The 21,612-nt window shown below is 59.3% G+C and carries 14 protein-coding genes; 7 read left to right on the plus strand and 7 right to left on the minus strand.

The window, feature by feature from the left end; translation table 11 throughout:
- Positions 1-244 precede the first annotated feature (244 nt).
- Positions 245-1,780 (plus strand): YifB family Mg chelatase-like AAA ATPase, encoded by a 1,536-nt coding sequence (locus ACZ5WW_RS21170; protein WP_377164132.1) that lies wholly within the window; start codon positions 245-247, stop codon positions 1,778-1,780.
- A gap of 125 nt (positions 1,781-1,905) precedes the next feature.
- Here the strand turns inward: ACZ5WW_RS21170 and ACZ5WW_RS21175 are convergent, their stop codons facing one another.
- Positions 1,906-2,358, minus strand: a complete 453-nt coding sequence (locus ACZ5WW_RS21175; protein WP_377162599.1) for a DUF5069 domain-containing protein — start codon at positions 2,356-2,358, stop codon at positions 1,906-1,908.
- A 303-nt stretch (positions 2,359-2,661) separates the two neighbouring features.
- Between ACZ5WW_RS21175 and ACZ5WW_RS21180 the strand changes: the two genes are divergently transcribed.
- Positions 2,662-3,330, plus strand: coding sequence for a hypothetical protein (locus ACZ5WW_RS21180; RefSeq protein WP_377162601.1), 669 nt, complete (start codon positions 2,662-2,664; stop codon positions 3,328-3,330).
- Positions 3,331-3,351: 21 nt separating this feature from the next.
- On the opposite strand, the gene ACZ5WW_RS21185 is transcribed toward ACZ5WW_RS21180, so the two are convergent.
- A complete protein-coding gene (locus tag ACZ5WW_RS21185; RefSeq protein ID WP_377162603.1) occupies positions 3,352-3,963 on the minus strand; it encodes a helix-turn-helix domain-containing protein in 612 nt (203 codons plus the stop codon).
- Positions 3,964-4,327: 364 nt separating this feature from the next.
- A complete protein-coding gene (locus ACZ5WW_RS21190) occupies positions 4,328-5,524 on the minus strand; it encodes a Kelch repeat-containing protein (protein ID WP_377162605.1) in 1,197 nt (398 codons plus the stop codon).
- 10 nt (positions 5,525-5,534) lie between these two features.
- Here ACZ5WW_RS21190 and ACZ5WW_RS21195 point away from each other — a divergent pair, with 10 nt between their 5' ends.
- Complete coding sequence (locus ACZ5WW_RS21195; RefSeq protein WP_377162607.1) at positions 5,535-6,659, plus strand: prenyltransferase/squalene oxidase repeat-containing protein; 1,125 nt, start codon at positions 5,535-5,537, stop codon at positions 6,657-6,659.
- An 18-nt stretch (positions 6,660-6,677) separates the two neighbouring features.
- Here ACZ5WW_RS21195 and ACZ5WW_RS21200 read toward each other — a convergent pair whose 3' ends face one another.
- The gene (locus ACZ5WW_RS21200; RefSeq protein WP_377162609.1) at positions 6,678-7,694 is read right to left on the minus strand and encodes a ChuX/HutX family heme-like substrate-binding protein; all 1,017 of its coding nucleotides are present in this window, start codon (positions 7,692-7,694) and stop codon (positions 6,678-6,680) included.
- A gap of 172 nt (positions 7,695-7,866) precedes the next feature.
- Here ACZ5WW_RS21200 and ACZ5WW_RS21205 point away from each other — a divergent pair, with 172 nt between their 5' ends.
- The 4 genes from ACZ5WW_RS21205 to ACZ5WW_RS21220 all read left to right on the plus strand — a co-directional run bounded on the left by ACZ5WW_RS21205 (position 7,867) and on the right by ACZ5WW_RS21220 (position 12,033).
- Positions 7,867-8,034 carry a hypothetical protein gene (locus ACZ5WW_RS21205; protein WP_377162611.1) on the plus strand — a complete coding sequence of 56 codons (168 nt, stop codon included), beginning with the start codon at positions 7,867-7,869 and terminating at the stop codon, positions 8,032-8,034.
- On the plus strand, positions 8,031-8,324 hold the full coding sequence (locus ACZ5WW_RS21210) for a cupin domain-containing protein (protein WP_377162613.1): 294 nt from the start codon (positions 8,031-8,033) through the stop codon (positions 8,322-8,324). Before ACZ5WW_RS21205 ends, ACZ5WW_RS21210 begins: the two co-directional genes overlap by 4 nt.
- Before the next feature lie 178 nt (positions 8,325-8,502).
- Positions 8,503-10,779 (plus strand): TonB-dependent hemoglobin/transferrin/lactoferrin family receptor, encoded by a 2,277-nt coding sequence (locus tag ACZ5WW_RS21215; protein ID WP_464694185.1) that lies wholly within the window; start codon positions 8,503-8,505, stop codon positions 10,777-10,779.
- Positions 10,780-11,127: 348 nt separating this feature from the next.
- Complete coding sequence (locus ACZ5WW_RS21220; protein WP_377162617.1) at positions 11,128-12,033, plus strand: DMT family transporter; 906 nt, start codon at positions 11,128-11,130, stop codon at positions 12,031-12,033.
- A 7-nt stretch (positions 12,034-12,040) separates the two neighbouring features.
- On the opposite strand, the gene ACZ5WW_RS21225 is transcribed toward ACZ5WW_RS21220, so the two are convergent.
- The 3 genes from ACZ5WW_RS21225 to ACZ5WW_RS21235 form a co-directional block, all read right to left on the minus strand.
- Complete coding sequence (locus ACZ5WW_RS21225; RefSeq protein WP_377162619.1) at positions 12,041-14,113, minus strand: BamA/OMP85 family outer membrane protein; 2,073 nt, start codon at positions 14,111-14,113, stop codon at positions 12,041-12,043.
- Complete coding sequence (locus tag ACZ5WW_RS21230) at positions 14,110-17,907, minus strand: translocation/assembly module TamB domain-containing protein (protein WP_377162621.1); 3,798 nt, start codon at positions 17,905-17,907, stop codon at positions 14,110-14,112. The genes ACZ5WW_RS21225 and ACZ5WW_RS21230 overlap by 4 nt, the downstream gene beginning before the upstream one ends.
- Positions 17,908-17,973: 66 nt before the next feature.
- Complete coding sequence (locus tag ACZ5WW_RS21235; RefSeq protein WP_377162623.1) at positions 17,974-21,558, minus strand: PVC-type heme-binding CxxCH protein; 3,585 nt, start codon at positions 21,556-21,558, stop codon at positions 17,974-17,976.
- Positions 21,559-21,612 lie beyond the last annotated feature (54 nt).

The following is a 21,612-nucleotide window of genomic DNA, read 5'->3' on the forward strand; positions in this document are numbered from 1 at the left end:
CTTGGGTTAGTCGGCTCATTCTGAAATGAAATTGTGACATTGCAGAATGAAAGAAGCGATAATGAGCCCAAGATCTGTATTCATCTTGGAATCTAATGCAGGATCGTAATGATGAGAGTCATTTTTTTGATGAGACATTGGTTTAAATTAGCATTTAGTCATAAAGTTAAGCGTTTGCTTTAAGCGTGCTTGAGTGGGTATGATGTGCTTGCACTCACCATGTCTCACTGAATACTCGAAACGAATGATCGCCAGAACCTACTCAGCTACTCTCGTCGGTGTGGACGCCGTGGAAGTGGAGATCGAATCGCACGACGGTGGCGGAACCCCGAAGATGTTCATTGTGGGGTTGCCTGACGCTTCAGTTAAAGAAAGTCGCGAGCGGGTGTCTGCGGCGATTTCTTCATCCGGTTTCATGATGAATGACGGGGTGACCACCGTCAACCTCGCGCCGGCTGATCTCAAAAAAGAAGGACCAGGGTTTGACCTGCCCATCGCCATCTCTCTGATCGCGCACAGGGCCAGAATTCCCATGGCGGCTCTGGCGGAGACCGCCATGATTGGCGAACTGGCCCTGAATGGAGAGCTGCGCCCGGTGCGTGGTCTGCTGGCTGTGGCGCTTGAAGCCCGGCGCAAAGGGCGGAAACGCCTTCTGGTGCCGAAACGTGCCGCGCTTGAAGCCAGTGTCGTGGCCGGGATCGAAATTGTGGGTGCACAAAATCTTCGGGAGGCAGTGGATTATCTCAAAGGGGACATTGAAATTGTGCCTGAACCCTGCCGGGCGGCAGAGCTCTTCGCGGCTGTTTCTCATTACGACATTGATTTCAACGATGTCAAAGGACAGGCCGATGCCACGAGGGCCATCGAAATCGCTGTCACCGGAGGCCATGGCTTGCTGATGATCGGCCCTCCAGGGACCGGCAAGTCGATGATCGCCAAGCGCATCCCCACCATCATGCCTGGCATGAGCGAAGATGAGGCGATCGAAACTACCAAAATTCACAGTGCTGCAGGGCTGCTTGGGGAGGCCGGTGCCTTTGTGGCCACACGTCCGTTTCGTTCTCCGCATCATACCATCAGTGACGCGGGTCTGCTTGGCGGCGGCACAAACCCTGGGCCGGGGGAAGTCTCACTGGCACACAATGGGGTGCTGTTTTTGGATGAACTGCCCGAATTTAAACGCAGCACGCTTGAAGTCCTGCGCCAGCCGCTCGAAGACGGAAAAGTCACCATTTCCCGTGCGGCAGGCACTGTGACCTTTCCGGCCAAGATCATGCTGGTTGCGGCGATGAACCCGTGTCCTTGCGGCTATTACGGAGATATCAAGCGAGAGTGCCGTTGTGGCTCGGTTGTCATCCAGCGGTATCGTCAGCGCATCAGCGGCCCTTTGCTGGATCGTATTGATCTTCACGTGGAGGTGCCTCTGGTGGATTATAAATCACTGGCTTCGAGCGAAGGCGGAGAGGCCTCTGAAAACATTCGTCGGCGCGTGGAAACTGCACGTGGTATGCAGCAGGAGCGCTACGCCAAACATGTGGGTATCTATACCAACAGTGCCATGACGCCCCGGCTCATCAAAAAGCACTGCGAACTCGATGCCGAAGCCGCTGGCTGTCTTGAGCACGCCATGGGCGAGATGAATTTCAGCGCCCGTGCGCATGATCGGATCCTCAAGGTGGCGAGAACCCTCGCTGATCTCGGGGGGCGTGACAAGATCTCTGCCGACAACGTGCTCGAAGCTATCGGCTACCGCACTCTGGACCGTCGGATGTGGGTGTGATGTTTTTTTTTAGCTGGCAATGTCCGTGCTCTGCTGAGGAATACGGATCAAGTGATCAGCGCGCGGGGGAGGTGAGGCCCCTGGAGAGACTGGGGCAGTGCGTAAATCGGCCGACAAGGCAGAGGCTATTTCCAGGCATCCCGCCACATGTCTGGATACCAGCGGCCTTCATCCATTTCAATAAGATCGAAGTCTGTCAAAACAGTGCCGTTGTCTGGCAGGCCATACTGTTTGATCATCTCGGGGATGAAGATGTCCGTTTCATCGTCATGCCAGCCACGCTTGCTCATGAAGCTGTTGTAGATGAGCACTTCTTCATCGGTGAGTCTGCGGCCGTTCGCGTAGCACCATTCCAACACCTCAGCATCGCTTTTTCCAGACAGAACCTGGAGTTTTATATCCTCATAGCCAACGCGGAGGTATCTGCATGTCCGCCCATCAAATCCCTGGCCCAGCATGTCGTGATAGTCGTCCGGCAGCATGCCTTGGTGGTGGAGCCGGATCTTGGAGCACATCCGGGCAAAATAGAACAGGCCATGTGTCTTTTCGAAGCAGCCTTTGATTCCTTCCGTTTTCATCGTGATGGTTGCATTTTCAGGTGTGATGGCAAAAGCGCGCCAGCAGGGAGCATAACATGTCTGCAATCGAGTTCTTGCGCACTTTGGCCAAGCTTGAGTTTCTTGGCCCAGTTTGATGGGCCCGGGACATCGTCGAGCCTCAGCATGTGCCCGGCAATGGCATTCTCTCATCGCATGCCTCGCCACGACCCGTCAGCTTTGATCCTGCCAGCGCAAGACATCGACAGTTTCTGACAAATGCCCGCAAGAAGTCCGCGTTTACTGGATGTATGTGGGCGGTGACCCCTCAACACCCTGACTGATATGATCCGCCCATTCCTCGTTCTTTTCGTTTTCAGCCTTCTCCCGCTAGCGGCTTCCGCCCATTCTCTGTGGATCGAAGAGCTGCCGGAACATTCAGGGCTGGGGGTGCGCTTTGCCCAGTGGGGAGACGACTATGAGACTTCACCGGGACATCTCGATTCCTTCATCTTGGTCTCGGGGTGGACTCTTGATGACAAAGGCCAGCCGCAGCTTTTCGACGTCGCCAAAAGGAAGGATCATTTCTTCCTGGGCAAAGTGGATCATGCCAGGCCTGCGTTTGCCCAGGCGCAGTTCACGGTGCGCAAATTGCATGACGACAAACCCGCCCGTTGCCCCATCTTTTACTGCCGTTGGCAGCCCGAGGGGGCTGGTGCAGGTACCCCTGCGATGACCATGGACATTGTCCCCACCGGAAAGCCGGGCGAGGCCCGTGTTTATTTCCGCGGCAAACCCCTCGGTGGCGTCGAGCTTTTGTTCTTCTCACCCAAGGTCAGTGAGCAAAAACTTCAGGCCGATGCCGAAGGGTATGTGCATGCCCCGGACATCTCCACACCCGGTCAGTACCTCCTCGCGGTCGCCCGTTACTCGGAGCCGCTCCCCGGGTTCCTTAACGGCGTCGCGTTTGAGATCACCAGCCACAGCGCCTCTTTGTATTGGACTGTCAAATAAAGGAGGGGCTGCTTTCGCCCGTTATCTGCCTTCGCTTAAACGGCGTACCCATTGAGAAGGGGGGACGCCCTTTTCTTCTGCAAAAGCACGGCTGAAATGGGAAAAGCTCTGGTATCCTACCTCCAGGGCTGCTTCGGAAACATTGCAACGTCCGCTTGCGATGAGAGTGGCCGCCCTCTCAATGCGAACCCGCCGCAGCCACTGAGATAATGTGACGCCTTCCACCTGCGTGAATGTGCGGCTCAGATGGCTGGGATTGCAGCCAACAGTGGCTGCGAGTTCATCCAAAGAAAGGGGGGCATCGATCTGCGCGAGCACCAGGTCCTTCACACGCTGCACGCGCTCCTGGGCCACACGCAGTGTACGGCTGATGGCGTTGCCTGGTTCGGGGGACGCAATGCTGCGAAAGACGGAATGGATGAAAAACTCTGTAAGCCGCGCCGATTCCAGCAATTGCCTGGCCTGCGAGCACAAATGTGGTGGCATAGCCCCACGTGCCCACCCTTCCTCCTCCTCCAGCAGCGGCAGCACCAGTAGGTTGCGCGTGCTGCCACCCACCAGTGGCTCAAAGGCTGTGCTGACCTGCGACGTGACGTCCTTGAGCGTCTGGCGTAGCCAGGCGTCCGGAAACACCAGGGTCAGGCACTCATGCCGGGTGCGGCTCGCCAGGCGGCGTGCGATGGGCAACTCTGCCGGGCTGGCCCGCAGCCAGCAGGTTGTGTGGGGTGAGATCGTGCTGATGCTGCCATCCAGCCAGCGCAGTTCTGCAACGCCACAAAAGTTGAGATGAGCTACCAGGGCATCTGCCTTCGTGGCGCCATGCCAGTCTGCCTCAAGGCGCTCAGGCGCATTTAGCCATGAGCAGAACGGACTTTCGGGGGCAGTACTCGGCATTGTATTGGTAATGAAACTCAATCTCAATAATTAGCAACATCTTACCTTCTCGTGGCTAGCTCTGGAGAGCGGAGGGGGCTGGTGGACGCGGCAAGCCTTGCTGCTAGGGCCTTTTGGCTGCTTGTTTTGCAGGAACGGCTTCCTCGGGCAATGGCTTGGAGTCTGCGGAAGGGACGGAAATAACCTCAGGGGCAGCTTTGGCACCCTCGCCGCTTTCGCCCCCAATGGCGATGATCCTGCCGTCACCACTGCTCAGGAGACGATGAAAATAGCGTGGATGGGCCAGCTTGGCCACGGTCACCCATTCGCTGCCCCTGAGTTCCAGGAGCCGACCTGTCACGCCGCTGGCAAACAACCTTCCTTCCTGCGTCACGGCTGCAAAGCCGAAACCGCCAATTTTCCCTGCAGGCAGCGCTGGCCCATCGCTCCATTGACCGGTCTTTGTATCCAGAACTGAGACAGCACTCGTGGTTTCATTGTCGTCTGTCATGCCGCCTATCGCGTACACTTTGGAGCCGCTGCATTGCACAGCGAGGGCACGGCGCTTGAACGGCTGCGGATGACTTTGCCAAGTCGCATCAGATTGGGTAAGGTCGAGTGTCAGATAAGTGTCATGCCACACGGTGTCTGAGTCGCCCTCCATGCACCAGCCGCCGATCACGTAGAGAATCCCGTCACAAACGATGCTGTCGTGGCTGGAGCGCCGCTGTGGCAGCTTTGGCAGAGGCTTCCATTGCTGGCTTGCGATGTCAAAGCGCGCCGCAGTCTCACTGGACCACAGGTCCTGCTTCTCGCCTTTGGCATTGCGTGCCGCCATGCCACCGATGCGTATTACGCAATCTGTGGCAGCGACCAGTGATGCCCCCTGGGCAGGTTCGTCTTTCGCCAGCGCCTCCCATTGGCCAGCCCCCGCTTTCCAGCGGAAGAGATCCCCATGCACTTCATCGCGGTTGTATTTATGACGTTTGCCGCTGTGTCCTCCGTAGAAATACAGCGCTCCGTCTGCTGTGCTGGTGGCGCCAAAGCTGGCCACGGGCAGCGGCAGTTCCGGTGGCGTTTCGCCCGCTGCCAGTGCGGAGCTGAGACCTGTGACAAAGAGAAAAATCAGGAGAATGGCTTTCATACGGATACCTCCGATACAACGGCTGCCGGCCCGTGCTTGCGCTGCCTTGTGAAATACTGGCGTTGAAATGACATGAACTGCAAATCGTCCGGAAAATGTGGAATGGACAAAAACAGTCCCATTGCCGCCTTTTCCCAGATCCAGGTTGTGCACGGAGAATACGATGGTGCAGTTCACCCCACTCAATATGAAAACGATTCCGTTTCTCTTTTTGCTGCTGACTGGAGTCCTCTCGGCCCAGAGCCGGCAGGATGTGCAGCAGGCCATCACCCGGGGGCTCGATTTTCTCAAATCACGCCAGGACACCCAAAGCGGTCATTGGGTCATGACGGAAGACCCGGCGCTGAGCGCATTGGTGCTGTCAGCCTTGATCCAAAATCCTGCCGGTGCAGGTGCGGCTGAAGAATTGCAGAAGGGCTATGCCTTCCTCCTCAGTAATGTCCAGCCAGACGGCGGCATCTACACCAAGGCGCGGGCCAACTACAACACCGCCATCTGCCTAATGGCCTTGGTGCTGCGTGCCCGTCCGGAGGATGAGGAGGTTATCCGCCGCGCCCGGCGCTTTGTGGCGCATCAGCAGAATGATGCCGACGCACCCGGCAAGACAGACCATCCTTTTGACGGCGGCATTGGCTACGGCGGAGGGCAGGGTGGAGCACATGCGGACCTGTCCAACACCTCCTTCGCCCTTGAGGCCTTGTATTACTCAAAAAAGCTTTTTCAGGACACGGGCAGGCCGGTTGAAAAGCAGGATGATCTCAACTGGGACGCCGCCATCCAGTTCGTCTCACGCTGCCAGAACCGCAAGGAATCCAATGACCAGCCCTGGGCAGGTGCTGACAAAGATAACACGGGAGCCTTTGGCTATACTCCTGTGCCCCAGGCTCCGCGTGGGGGTAAAAAAGACGGAGGTCCGGTCCCCATGCGTTATTACGGCAGCATCAGCTACGCAGGCATGCTGAGCTTCATTTACGCCGGGCTCACGCCGGAAGACCCGCGCATGAAGGCGGCTCTCGAGTGGCTCGGAAACAATTACACGGTGGATGAAAATCCCGGCATGGGCGCGGAGGGCTTGTATTACTACTACCACACCATGGCCAAGGCTCTGGCCACTGCGGGCATCGGCCAGCTGAAAACAAAATCAGGTGCCGTGAACTGGGCGGTGGAGCTGTCACGCAAGCTCATCAGCCTCCAGAACAGCGACGGCTCCTGGGCCAACACCGCCTCCGGCCGCTGGATGGAGAGCGATCCCGTGCTCGTCACCGCCTACACCGTGCTTGCGCTGGAGCAGGTACACAGAGCCATGAAATAGGGAGGCGCGCTTTTTGTTTCAGCATGCAGCTTCACGCAACCAGTGGTTCCACTGTTTGTGGTGTGTGGGGAGGGCCTCCGGCCTCAGTCCCAGCCCGGCGCAGAAGCTCCCGTTCTGGTCGTAGATTTCCAGGCAGAGGTTTTCCCCGTCTTTTGCCCCGAAACGTGTCACCCAGGCTTCAGCCCGGCTCAGTTCATGCCGCAGGGTGAGCTGAGAGGTGCCTGCGAAAAACGTTGTGCCACAGCAGCAGTCCGCCCAGTGGCCGGGGTACATGCCGACTGGCAGAAACACGGCGTCATTGCGTACGCCGATGCCCAGTGGTGCATCCCCCAGAGTCATGGCACGCACCAGGGGCATCACAGCGGTCGTCCTCACCTGCCATGCATGGCGCAGCCCTGCCAGACCTAACGCACGCCGCCGCGAGACACCCTCCAGACCGGGGAAGGTGTTCGTCGGCAGCGTGCGGCGCAGTCCCCCCCAGAGACTGCGCACGGTCTGGGCTGCGGGCCCTGCGATGCTCAAAGCCAATGCATCTGCAGAACCACACACGCCCAAAGACGGCACATGTTGCGGCATCGCATGACGGCGGACCAGATCCTCAAACACCGCGATGTGGCTGCGGTTCGTGAGGAGCAGCTTCAGGCAGCCTTCGCCAGCGCGGTCAAAAAACTGCAGCGAGGCTGTCTGTTGCCCGCCTTCCAGAGACTCCAGCGTGGCGAGCACACCGCCGAGCTTCGCCGAACAAATCTCCAGGCCGGTGCCCAGGCATACCCACTCGGCAGAGTTCGGCACAGCCTCAAACTGTGCTTCCTGCATCGCCATCGCCGCCGTCACCGGCCCCGAGGGGGCGCATGCCATGAGCAGCCCCATGCCACCCAGCGCCGGCAGCAGTCGCGGCCAGCACGGGGCCAGTTGAACATATGAGGAGCCGCACTCATCATCCTGACTCCACAATTCTGGGCACATGCATTCGATGTCGAAGGTGCCGGGGGCGAAGCTGAAGGCGATTCTGTGTGGGAAGTGGGAGGTGTCCATGGCTGCTGTGTGTGCTGTCTTGATACACACTTGCCCGGAGTCGGTGCTTTGGTTGATTTGACGAAATCTGGCGGTCAAATGTGCTGTGCATGCCGCAGGTGCAAACCAGCGGCAGTCTTTGGCAAATCAGCCAAAGCATGGGCGGTCGGTGCATGGCTAAGGGCGTGCCTCCATGCAATACACCAATCTTCACACCCGCCTCAGTGTCCGCTCCGTTCTCAATCCTTCTCTCCTGCGTCGCATTCAGGAGTGCCGTCGCCGCAGCCGCAAAGCCCGCACGCATGCGGAGAAAATGGCCATGGCGGAAAAGACCGGACCTCAAGCTCTCGCCCACCCATGAGCCGCCTGCGTACCGACGCCGATCAACGCTGCCTGTTTTACAACGACTGTGTGCAGGCCCACCTGCTGGGGCTGGACCGTCGTTGCCCATGCTTCGAGGCCTGTGCGAAGGATGAAACCACCGTGGTCATCACCTTTGGTGAAGCTGCTGCGTACCTCGATGGGGCCCAGGTCCGCCTGCGCCGTGGCGAGCGCCTGCGCGTACCCGCCTCCTGTCCGCTGCGCCTCGTGGCTTCCGAGGCCGCAGATGTGCTCTTGCTCCGCTGTCCTGCCTCCGCGAGTGCCGCGTGAAAACGCCACGTTTGCTCCCATTTGCGAAATTGTGTCGGCAGTTTGACGCATCCCTTTATTCACCGCAAGCGAGCGTCATTCCTGGTCATTCCAACCAAAGCACGACATGTCTTCGCGGGGTTACGGCGGCGGTCTCATGAAACCACCTCCCGCTTTATTGCACACAATCTCTCTGTTCATGCTCACCTGCGGCCTGCCCTTGGCGGCTCAGGAACACGCCGTAAACGACATTAAAAAGCTGACAGAAAACGAAGCCAAGCCACAAAACGCCGCGGGAGGCCCCGTGCTGCCGGAAATCGTCATCGTTGCCTCGCGCAGTGCCCAGCCGGGCGCGGAGGTTCCCGCTTCCACCACCGTGCTCAATCAGGATGCCAGCGTCTTCTCACTTGCCACCAGCATGCGCGACTATGCGCGGTATGAGCCTGGTGTGAGCGTGCCCTACGGCTTGGGTGGCACAGGCCCGGCCGCCAATTCGCGTGCCGGTACCTCCAGCATCAACATCCGTGGCCTTGACGGCAATCGTGTGCTGATGACCATGGATGGCATCAGGCAGGCCGATCAGTTCACTTTTGGCGGCGCCTACAACATCGGACGTGACTACGTCGATGTGGACTCACTCAAACAGGTGGAGGTTCTCAAAAACGCAGCCTCCTCCCTTTATGGCAGTGACGCGCTCGCTGGCGTGGTTTCCTTTACCACCATCGACCCTGAGGATCTGCTGGCTCAATCTACCACCGGCAGAAATTCTGTGGCACGGCTTACCACCCGTTACGACAGCACGGATGATAGCTGGGGGCACACCCTCAGCATGGCGCAGCGTGCCGGCAATCTGGAGTTTCTCTTGCATTACACACGACGTGATGGGCACGAGATCGATAATCGCGGTTCCATTCAGCCGGACCGCACCGAGTACAACGTAAACAACTGGCTCTCCAAAATGGTGTGGAGACCCACGGCGCGGAATCGGTTTGAGCTGACGGGGGAATATCTGGAGCGGTCCAGCGACAATGATCTCCTCAGCGCACGCCGCACGGTCGTTGCCGCCCCTGGGGTGAATTACAATGTGAACTCCCTGCTGCTCAACGACGACCTTCGCCGCATGCGCTTCAGCCTGGAGCACAAGTATGACGCCACCGGGCTCGGCTGGATTTTCGACAGCCTGACATGGAGTGGCTATTACCAGCTCTCCGAAACAGCGGAATATCAGGTCGAAGATCGCGACCGCATCACCCCTTCCTATCAGGACCGTCTGCGCATACGTGACTACTTGTACCGTCAGGATCACATCGGGGCCAGCTTCGACTTCACCAAAGCATTCAAAACAGGGACGCTGAATCACACACTGGCCTACGGCACGCAGTTGGTCACCTCCTTCTCCCGTCGTGTGCGCGATGCCACGGAGTACAATTTCACTACAGGCACTCAGACAAAAACCATCACCCCGGACACTTATCCGCTGAAGGACATGCCGGACACACGCACCTCACGTGTGGGTGTTTACATTCAGGATGAAATCACCTGGGGAACAAACCAGCGCCATCACCTGACGCCGGGTCTGCGTGCAGAATTTTACAATGTGGAGACGAATTCTGACCCGCTCTACTTGCGCGCCAGTGCCGGTCGGCCAGCGCAGGATTTCAACCAGTTCGCCATTGCCCCAAAGCTTGCCTACCTTTTCAAGATCAATGAAGAGCACAGTGCCTACTTCCAGTACGCGAACGGCTTCCGCAATCCGAGCGGCGAGGAGCTGAACGCCACCATCACCAACACGGCGTTCGGTTACCAGACCGTGCCCAATCCAAGCCTGAAGAAGGAAACCAGCAACAGCTTCGAAATCGGTGTTCGCCGCAAAGGGAAGTCTTCGTCATGGAACTTCGCGGGCTACTACAATCATTACGAAAACTTCATCAACGGCTTCACGCAGGTGGGTGGTACCGGCGCCCCGGGCGATCCCATCATCTACCAGAGCACCAACCTGTCTTCAGCGGAAATCTATGGCTTCGAGTTCAAGGGGGAGTCAACGTTCGGCTTCATTCATGAGTCGCTGGACAACTTTGGCATCTTCACCAACGCCGCTTACAGCCAGGGCTGGGATGGGCAGAACAAGCAGCCCCTTGCCAGCGTTGATCCCTTCAAGCTTGTCACCGGTCTGCGTTATCGCCGGGAGACCTGGCAGGTGGAGCTGATCTCGACCTACTACGCCCGCAAAGGTTCCACCTTCTCCACTCCCGGCGGCATCAATCAGTTCCAGACGCCAAGCACCCTTACGCTCGACCTCGTCGCCCGCTGGCAGCTCTCCAAGAACATCACACTCAGCGCCGGACTCTACAACCTCACCAACCAAAAGTACTGGCTGTATCAAAATGTGCGTGGTGTGGACGCCGCTAATTCGCAGCTCGACCGCTACACCCAGCCTGGCATCAATGGGCGTGTGGCATTGACGGTGATTTTCTGACGCCACTATTGGGCCGGCGCGCACAGCGTGCGTCGGGGCGGTCAGTCGGACGGGCGGAGCGAGTGGTGTCGCGCCGCCCGTCTCTTTTTATGCGACAGCTGGCAGTCTGGAAAGGTGGAGATGGAGCTGAAGATCAGGTTTGCACTCCCGTATTTCTCATCCATGCTCCCGCGTCTGATGAACCTCAAACCCGCCAGCCGAATTGCGATTCGCGCCGTACTCAAAACGGTGCGCGCCCTTTGGCGTGCTTAACACCACGGTTTGAGGAACCCGCGCAGACAGCGCTCATCATCACGAAAAGCAAAATCAGACATGATGCCAGAAGGTAGCCCTCAAACCGGCACCTCCATGAGCGCCCCAGATACCAAACTTCTGCTTGATCCCCGGCGTGGCACGCAGGCCATGCTGCTTTCACTCGCATGCTTTTCCGGCAATGCCCTTCTGCTCAAAGACCTCTCGTCTCATCGCCATGTGGACCCATGGATGTCCATGACCTTTCGCGCGGCCGTCGGCCTGCTGGTGACGGTCATCCTCTTTGCGCCCGCAGGCTCCTTGAAGCTGCGCCGTTCCTTCCAGAGCTGGCTGCTCGCATCTCGTGGCGTGCTGGGGGCGCTGGGCACCGCAGCTTACTACACCACCATCGGGCCGCTGGGGGCCGGCAAGGCCACGCTCATAGGCAACACCTGGACCATCTTTGCGGCCATCATGGCAGCCTTCGTACTGCATGAGAGGCTCGGGCTCGTGAAGCTCTTTGGCATCCTTCTGGCTTTGACGGGGCTTAGTCTCCTCACAGGACTGGCACCGGGAACGATGGCCCATTTCGGACATCACGAAATGATTGCCCTTGTCGGTGCGGTGCTTGCCGCTGCCGTTGTGGTCGTGATCCGACAGCTGACCCGCACGGAGTCCAGCGCCACGATTTTCTCATCACAATGCATCTACGCACTGCTGCTCTCTCTTCCGCTGGCGGCTGCCAATTTCGTTTCGCTGAATGTCACGGATGTGCTGCTGCTCACTGCTGCGGCGCTATGTGCCAGCATAGGCCAGCTGGCCATGACGGAGGGCTTCCGTTTTCTTTCGGTCGCCGCAGGCGGTGCGTTCCAGATGATGGTGCCTGTCGTCATTTCGTTCGCCAGCATCACCCTGTTTGCCGAACCCTTCACCTTCGCTCAAGCGGCAGGCGGCGTGCTCGTGCTCTGGGGGGGGTATCACACCGTCGTGGGTGGGTTCAGCAAAAAGTCTGGCGCCAGCTGACTGGCGGCTAGAAAGCAAACCCCACCGTTACATGCAGGAATCCGCTCTGTTCCCCAGTGCGGCGGTTGGGATTATGCCCGTAGTCGATGCGGATTGGCCCAAAAGGCAGCTTGTAGCGCAGCCCCGCTCCAATCGCTTCGCGGAAATCTGAAGAATACGACAGAGGCGAGGAGTTGTTCCCCTGGCTCAGGCTGCCGATGTCCCCAAAGATGGCGAACTCCAGATTCGTCATGACCTCGTATGAAAATTCTGCGCTGGCAAAGAGCGCCGATGTACCGCCCAACGGCGTTCCTCCCGGGGTCACGGGTCCTAGTTTGCGCTGGCCAAAGGAGCGCACGCTGTACGGTCCGCCGTTGAACACACGGCTGTCGATGGGGATTTTTTCCGCGGTCGCCCCTTGAATCGTTGACAGCTCGGCACCTGTGGCAAATCGGAACTTCTTGGTGATCGGCACGTACCATGCACCCCGTAAGTCTGAACGCACAAAGCTCACACCTGAGCCCAGGGCGTCCGTGGAACTCTCAATCCGGGCGGAGATATACCAGCCCTTTTTCGGCAGCACCTGGCTGTCCCGCCGGTCATACATCACGTTCGCGCCCAAGTTCATCAGCGAGTAGTTGGTTGGGCCGGTCTGTTTCGCGTTGAGCACTTTTGAGCTGACCGTATTGGCCGTGGTGCCGACGAATACCGAGTAGCTCAGCGCGTGGTCCACCCGGCGTGCCACATCCAGGCTCAGTGCGGTGCCAAGCCGGTCATACTCAAAGCGGTTGAACTGCTCCAGTGCAAAGCGTGTCGTCGCTGAGTGCTGCGAATCAAACACCGCAGGGTTGGTCAGGCTGACAAAGCCCACCGGCCCCGCCATGCTGTAGCTCAGCTCCGCCGCCAGCGTGTTGCCCGTGTCACGCCAGTTCGTGTTTTTGTAAGTCACACCCGCCTGGGGGCCGAGGAAGGTGTCAAAGCCGGGTTCAAAGCCCACGGTTACAGGCTTTGCCTCCTCGCCGGTGATGCGCAGATCACCCGCCGCCATGTTGCCATTGTCAGGCAGTACCTTGGTGTCCAGCAGGGTGAACATGCCGGTGTCCAACGCACGTTTGAAAAAGAAATCCGCCTCTGCGGCCTCGTAGATCTGGCCGGTCAGCGGTTTGAACTTGGCAAGCAGCACACGTTTGGCCCCTGGGCTGAAGGCTTCATGTGCAGTGACACGGGAGATCCGCACACGCTCTCCCGGCACCATGCGGAAAACCACATCGACCGTGCCGCCGGCCTTTCCCAGCGTGTAGTCTGCCGTCGTGGCTGCATGCAGCCAGCCATGTTCAGCGCAGATCGAGTCCAGCCGCTGCTGGATCTGCTGCACCCGCGCTTCATTGAAGGGGGTTCCACTGGCTTCGGTCATGGCCGCCTGCGTCAGTTTCTCCAACTCAGGCGGAGATCCCACGATGGATGCCTTGCCAAAGATGAACTTGGGGCCTGGCTTGATCTCCAGCGTCAGATCGCGCCGCATGTCCGTGCCCGTTGCTGGTGCGGGAAGCAGCAGGGTCTCCGCATTCAGGTAGCCCTCGGCCCGCAGGCGGCGCTGCACCAGCCCCGCGCCCTGCTGCATGTCTGCCTCCACCCACTGTGGCAGCTTTTTGTCCACATCTTCACGTTCCAGAGTCGGCTTCATCAGGTACTTCTTCAGCTCGTCTTCCGGCAGTGGCATCTCACCCTTCAGTGTCACAGTTCCCACTCTCACCGCGTTGCCCGGCTTCACGGTCAGTTCGATCCCGCCCTGGGCCATTTTCCACGCCACTTCAGCGTCAGGCCATCCTTCGCGGATGAAATGCTGACGCACAAAAAACGCCAGGTCATCCGCCAGGGGCTCACCTGCCGGGCCGCTTCCGTTCAGGGTGAGCTGGTCCATCAGCATGCTGCGCAGGGGCTCCCACTGTGCTTCTTCCACGCCCTGCACATTCACCTTTGTCTGGCCAAAATGAACTTCATGTCCCATGCCAGCGCCCAGCAGGCAGAGCATGACCAGCAAAATCAGCCAGGCGCATTGCGCCCGGCCTGCGTTCATCTGGCGTTTTGTGTCATTCATCATTGTGGGTCTTCATCCATGGCCCTTGCGGCTTTGCCAAAGCGCAGCACATAGCCCAGCAGCGCCTTCATGCGGCCTGTCTGCGAGAAGCGGCCGATGAATCTGAATTTGGGAGTGATTTCATACATCGCCTGCATACTGTCATTGGAGCGGTCTGCACCGGAGGGGTTGAATGTCGTGTGCAAACGGGGCGGCTCGGCGCTCACCGTCTTCTTCTTGTGGAAAATTTTGCGGTAAGTTTCGGCGATCACGAGGAAGGCTGCGCGCGTCATCGCCTCGCTGGCCATCTGGGCATTGTCTCCGCCCAGTGTCATGCCCGTGCCCAGCAGGGTCACAATGTCGGCCTCGGACAGCGGTGGTGTGCTGGTGAATCGTGTCTTCGGATTCGAAGCATCGCCATACACATACAGCGTGATGTCATTGCTGCCCACGCGTGATTCGCCTCGCACATCCAGCTTGGGGGTGAATGGATTGTCAGGATTCATCGTCACCACTCCCTTGGTGATCTTCAGCAGGCTGAAGGGCAGCTTCAGCACCATGCGGTCCACGTTCGCAAAGCCTGTCAGCCTCGGGGCTGCTCCCGTGCCGCCGAGGGCGATGTCCGCTGAGATCGCACCGTTCATCAGATTGCCTGAAATCACCACGGGATCTCGCGTCTTCACTTTTAGGTCAAAAGTCCAGTCCTTCAGCATCGGCGGCAGTGCCAGTTTTTGCTCGATCTTGGAGGTGGAAGGCGGTGGCGGGGGCAGTTTTTCGCCTTGCTGGATCATGCCTGTTACATTGGGCAGCAAATTCACCTCCTGAAAAATTCGGCCGCGCACAGCCTCTACCGTACCGCTAACTCGGGCAGCCTTCAGGCTGCCGACGCAGGAGACGTCAGCGTTCGCGCGCACGCTTGAGGTGGGGTTGCGCATCACCAGGGCTTCCCGTGCCTCCACCTTCAGGTCAAATTTCGGATCCCCGGTGTTCGCGGCGTCCAGCACCCCTCCCAGCCGCACCTTGCCGCCTGCCAGCATTACCGAGATGTCCTCCAGCGTCACCTTGCGGTCATGGGTGCGCACCTTCACACGCAGATCTCGCACGCTCGGCATGTCGGCGCTCACAAAATCGATTGTCGGCGCTTTCAGGTCCAGGGCCGAATCAAGCAGCGGAGCCTTCACTGTGCCGCCCACAGTCGCGTGCAGCTTCAGTTTGGCCGGTATGGCCCTGATCATGTCGGGGGCAAACTCACGCACGAAATTCAGATCGCTCTCCGGCAGGTCCAGCGTGGCCTGCAGTGGCAGATCCATCGCTAAATCGGGCTGCTTCATGAGTTTTGTCAGCACCACCGGCACTGCTGCTTTCAAGGTCAGAGGCTGCACCGGCGCCTGCAGCACTTTCAAATCGAGGCCCAGCTGTTCGTTCCTCAGTGTGATCAGCAAGTCGGCAGACGCCGGTTGAAACGACTTGGGCAGCCCCGGCGCCTTCAGGTCTTTCACCCCCACCTTCACCGCCACATCCGCCGAGTCCAGTCGGCCGCCGATCTGGACATCCATGCTCAGAATTCCAGGCGGCACGCTTGTCACGCCGGCGGCGGCGGCAATCTCGTGAATCGGCAGTTCTTGTGCATTCAGCACCACATCCGTCGCCGCTCCGTTGGCCACGTCTGTTTGCATCACATCAAAGGGGGCACGTGCATGCCCGCTCATCAGTTGCCGGTCCTTCTGCCAAAAGCTCAGCTCGCTCAAATGGGCCTCCTTTTCTGTGATTTGTCCTTGGGTGAGCAGCTTCCAAGGCCCCAGCACGGCTTGCAGCCTTTCAATCTTCGCCGTCGTTCCGGCAAAAGTGGTCTTCAGATTCACGTCCGCCGCCTCAGGCATCCCCGCCACCTTCACTTTAGACGCCTGCATCTCGACTCCCCCCTGGCCACGCCATGGGCTCGCATCCCCATTGACAGCCACCTTCACCGCGAGGCCGCCCGACTCCATCGCAGGGGCTTTGAACGATGCGAGCAGCGTGTTCAGGCTGGTGAGCTGAGGCAGCGAGACATCTCCATCCAAGCTGAAGCTCCAGGGGGCTTTCAGGTTCGCCTTGCCGGTCAGTTCAATGTGGTTCTTCTCATCCACCACGATTCGGCAGGGTTGCAGAGTCGCCTCGCCCTTCGCGATATTCACCTTCATCTCGATCTGCGGCAGCGGCGCATCGCCGTACTTTCCGTCCTTCACGCTCAGATCGACGTCAGCGCTCAGGTTCATCACATCATTCACCTTGAGAGCGGCTTTGCCAGAAGTAGTCAGCTTTGCCGTCACCGGTTTTTCCTGTGGCGGCAGCCCCACCGTTTGCATCAATGCCGCCGGATCATTGATCTGGATCTGCCAATCTGCATTCACGGGCATTGCATCATCCATCGTCATGGTCGCGTTCAGATCTACTCGGTTCCCTTCACCCAGCATGAGTGCTGGCACGCTTACCTTTGCCTCCTTGCCGTCCAGGCTCACAGTCATCCCCAGCTTTGGCAAACAGTAGGCTTCAAAGCCCAGTTCGGTGCCGTTCAGCTGTGCTGCGACCTTCGTCGGTGTGGCCCCGACTCCTTTGGCCTCAGCCGTTAGTTCCACCAGGCCGCGTGCCGGTGGCGGCTGCGCAAGCAGTTGCGTCATATCGGCGATCTTCGCCTCCACCCGTGCAGTCCAGGGCGATTTCATCACATCTTCCGCCAGCTTCGCTTCGAACACCGCTGTGACCTCGTTCTTGCCACGCAGCACCTTCAGTTCCTGCACACGGGCCACACCGTCCTTGACCTGCAGTGTGGTGGAAACCGAGTCCAGCATGGCTCCCGCAGCCCGCACTTCGGGAATGCTTACTTGGCCGTCCATGGCAAGCGTCAACGGCTTCAGCGGATCGCCCTCCGCATGCAGCTCCATGCTCACAGGTCCAAATGATATGCCCACAGGCATCTTCAGCGCCTGCAGTTCGCTTGAAGCCAGGCCGCTCACTTTCACCTTGGCCTTTGTCTGCATGCCCCCGCCAAAGATGCCGCTCGCCAGAGCCTCGACGACCACGGCGGCTTTGCCCATGCCTGCGTCGAATTTGACACTGGCCGCGTCCTTGTCCCATTCGCTCAGATTCACCGCGAAAGACTTCAGCCTGGCTCCATACGGCAGATCAAGGTCCGCGATTTCCAGCGTGTGTTCACCCCATGCAACTTTCGCTTTCACGTCCGCCACCCGCAGATCTCCGGGTTCCATCTTAAACTCTGCGAGTTCAAAAATCCCAGGCATGCCGGTTCCGACTCGCAGGGTCAGGCCTTTGATCGTGATCCTGCTCCCGTCTGCCAGTGTCACCACGGCGTTGATGTTTTCAATGTCGATCGCCTTTGGCCAGACCAGCGGCGGTGGCTGGTTGGATTTCGATGCCGGTGGAGTCTCCGGTTTGGGCTCGCTTTTGGGCAGCTTTCGCAGATCCAGCACCACATCCGCATCTTTCAGTGTCACGCTCTTCACGATGTCGATGCTGCCGGTCCGGGCCAGAGTCCAGGTGTCATAAGCTGCGGAAATTTCACCGATCTGCGCCCGTTCCACCAGCGATCCGCTGGCCTCGATGCCGCTGAGCTTCAAGTCTCCCAGAACCGAGCCGTCCACCTGCCACTGGAGCTTCATCCCCGCCATCTCGGCTCCTTTGGCTCCGCCGTAGCCGATGACCCATCGCAGCAAAGGCCCGCGGAAGACGACCGCCAGCGCCACCAGCGCAAAGCCAGCCAGCAGCAGTAGCTTGATCCATTTCCACCAGCGGCGGGTCTTTTTAGGGGGGGCAGAAGGCACGCACATTGGATGCCTCAGATTGAAGCAAGTTCAATCCTGGCTACGAAACCTTTTGCCCCATCCATCCTACTTCGCCAGTTCCTCAGCCGTCCACAGCGCTGTACGCTCCTCATTGGCCGCACGCACGGTTTTCACCTGTTCAGGCGTCACCGCACCCGCCTGGTTGCCGAAATTGGCCCTCACATAGCTGAGCACATCGGCCACCTGCTGGTCGTTCAGCCCCATGGGGGGCATCGGCAGAGGGGCAAGCTGCTTGAACTCCTCGCCATTCACACGAATGGGCCCGCTGAGGCCGTGGGTCAGCATTTTGATCAGGCGTGTGGCATCTCCCGCCACCCAGTCGCTTCCTGCGATGGATGGATACACGCCGGGCAGTCCTTTGCCCTCGGGCTGGTGGCAGTTCAGGCACAGCGCATCATAAACCGCCTTGCCCGGATGATCCGCCACTGCCGCCGCGCTGGCGATTTTCTTCACATACTCAGCGTGTCTGGCATTGCCGCCAAAGCTCAGTTTTGCCAGCACCGGCACGTAGTGTGGTTTCAGGCTCTTCACCACCTGCTTGAGGGCATAATCAATGAACCTGTCCGTTGGCTTGTCCAGGGCCTGCACCGCTGCTTCCACCGCTTCGGGCTTGGTCACATGCGCGCAGGCCACCACCGCCTCAAGACGCACGCGCGGGTTCTCATCCCGCACCGCCTGAGCCAGTAGCTCCAGCGAATGGGTCGCTCTGGCGCCATAGGCACGCACACGCGCATCCTTCGCCTTCAGCAGGCGTTTTACCAAACCTTCGTTCGGTGTCTCGTGCGACTCATACACGCCGCAGATTTCCATCAGCAAATGTTCGTCATCATTTTTCGTGATGAAGTCATCCGCTGCTTTCAGCACTTCCTCCGTCGGTGCATCAAACAGCAGGCGCTTCGCCTGGTAGCGCGTCCAGCGCTCCGGCGCCTTCAGCTGTTCCAGCAGTTCCGCCGGTTTCATCTCTGCCAGCTTTGGCTGCTTCACCGGTGCGCGGCCCTTGGCCGAGATGCGCCAGATGCGTCCATGCGAGCGGTCACGCCGTGGGTCCGCATAGCTGGCCTGGTAGTGGCCGATCACCGGATTGAACCAGTCGCACAGATACATCGCGCCATCCGGCCCGATGCTCACATCCACGGGCCGAAACGAAGTGTCGCTCGATTTCACTAGCTTTGGCAGCTGCGTGCTCTTGAAGCCTGAGCCATCGTCTTCCAGGCGGTGCAGCTCCACCACATTGCCAAAGTACCCTCCAATCAGCGCGCATCCCTGAATGTCATCCGGCAGCGCCTTCGTGCCGATGAATTCCAGGCTGTTCGTCTTCGGATTCGAGTCAAACAACGCGCCTGTGGGATGATACTCATCCGGATCAGCCAGCGCCACCAGCCCCGGTACGCTGTAGTAGCCCACAGGGCGGTCGCCGCTCTTGTGGAAGACCTGGTTGTAGTCATCAAACGCCACGCCCCAGCAGTTGTGCCCCGCCTTGCCGCCGTTGAAGTAGGCTTCCATTTTCTGCGTGCGCGGGTTCAGCTTCCATACGCCTGCCTTCTCCAGCCGCGCCAGCCCCCAGGCTGTTTCCACGCGTGAGAAAGCATGCAGCCCCTGCGTGAACCACAGCGCGCCATCCGGCCCATGACAGATCGAGTTCGCCAGCTGGTGGGTGTCGCCGATGCCAAAGCCTGAAAACAGCACCGTCTTCTCGTCCGCCTTGCCGTCGCCATTTGTGTCCTTCAGATGCACGATCTGGTCAAAGTCACACACATACACACCGCCCGCGCCCACTTCCACGCCCTGAACCATCGTCAGACCTTCCGCAAAACGTGTGGATTTGTCCGCCTTGCCATCACCATCCGTGTCCTCCAGCACCAGGATGAAATCAGACGGCTTGATGCCCAGCCGCGTTTGCGGATACGTCGGTGAGCAGGCCACATACAGTCGCCCGCGTTCATCCCAGGAGAACTGGGTCGGCTTCGCCACGCCCTCCGCCTCGGAGGCGAAAAGATTCATCTCATACCCTTCCGCCACCGTGAAAGCCGCCATCTGCTGCTCCGGTGTGAGCACCGTCTCCGTGACCACGCGAGATTCCGCCTTGGGCTCTTCCTGCACTTTCTCGCCCTTCGCCAGCGCATGGATGCGCGCGTCCAGTTTCGCCACGAGCGGCTTGCGCTCCTCAAAGCTCTCACGCAGGGAAGGGGCGTCCTGCGCAGGCTTGCCAAACATCTGCGTCACCCGGTCGCCATACACAAACGACCAGTTCGCCGGACGCCAGCAGTCAAACCACAGGCGGTTCTTTTCCACGATCGCCGCCTTAACCGCCGCCAGGTCATCGGCATCACTTGCTGAAGCCCCAAGCTGCTGCGCGATCTCCCGCGCCACCACGCGCAGTCCCAGTGCATTCAGGTGCAGACCATCGTCAGTGAGCCGCTCCCCCTTGCGCGCTGCCAGAGGTGTGAACAGATCCACAAACACCGCCCCGCGCTGCTTCGCTACTTCGCGCACCGCCTCCGCATACGCCTTCACATCGGCATTCCGCTGCGTGATGTCCGGCGCATGCGATGCCGTGGGCTTTTCAAACGGCATCGGCGAAACCAGCACCAGGCGCGGTGTCTGCGCAGAAAACTGGTCCAGCAGCCGGTGATACGCCGACTTGAACTCCGCCAGCCGTTTCACGCCATCAAACGACTCCGTCTGGCCAAACTGTGCGATCACAATGCCCGCGCCCGCAGCATCGAGCTGCGCCTTCCAGTCGCCGAAATTCAAATCCCGCCACTGCTCATACACCGTGTCGCCCTCCCAGGCCATCGAGCGAAAACGCGGCCGCTTCGCCGCGAAGGCCGTGCCGAACACCGCTTCAAATTCGCCCACCTTCTGCTCGCGCACCAGATTCTCCTGGCCTGCCATCACGATCACCTCGTCCTGCTCCAGCACAAACTTGCCATCCTTGAACGCCTCATGCTTGGCCACTGCAGCCCCCGGACTGCCAAAGCGGTTCAGCACATCCTTCTCCTCCGGCACCAGCGCGTCCGGCAGGGCCTCGATGGTGATGTTGCGGAAGGAAATCTGCGCCTTGCACTTGCCATGAATCTGCAGGGCGATGAGTCCCTTGAGGTCGATGCCCGGCTCGCGCTCCGTGTAGTCCACCGTGCGCACCTTGTTCACAAACAACTGAATGCGCTGCTCCTCGGCGCGAATTTCATACGTGTTCCACTCGCCTGGCTTCTCCGCTTTTTCGATCAGCTCCTTCGCCGGCTGAAGCAGCATTTTTTTGCGGCGGGACTCGTCATACAGGCAGCCCGTGTAGCCCGCTCCGATGTCCGCCTGATAGCCGCTCATCTCATTCGGCGGCTGTGCGATGCGCACGCTGCGGAACTGCACGCCCCCGTTCACAAAGCCCTCCGTGCCTTCCAGCTTGTACTCCAGCCGAAGGATGAAGTTCCGATACACCTTCTTCGAGGTCAGAAACTCATTCTGCGGATTTCCCTCCAGCGAGCCACCCACGATCACCCCGTCCTGCACGCGCCATACCTTGGTTTTTTCTCCGTCCCAGCCGTTGAGCGTCTTGCCATCAAACAGAGACACTGGTTCCGCGGCGGAAACCAGCAGGGGAAAAAGAGAGAGCAGGGGGAGTAAACGCATGGTTGGGGGGGGAAGTTTGGGCCGGATCAAACCCGGATTCGGGCAAGATGCATG

Source organism: Prosthecobacter fluviatilis (genome assembly GCF_055388355.1).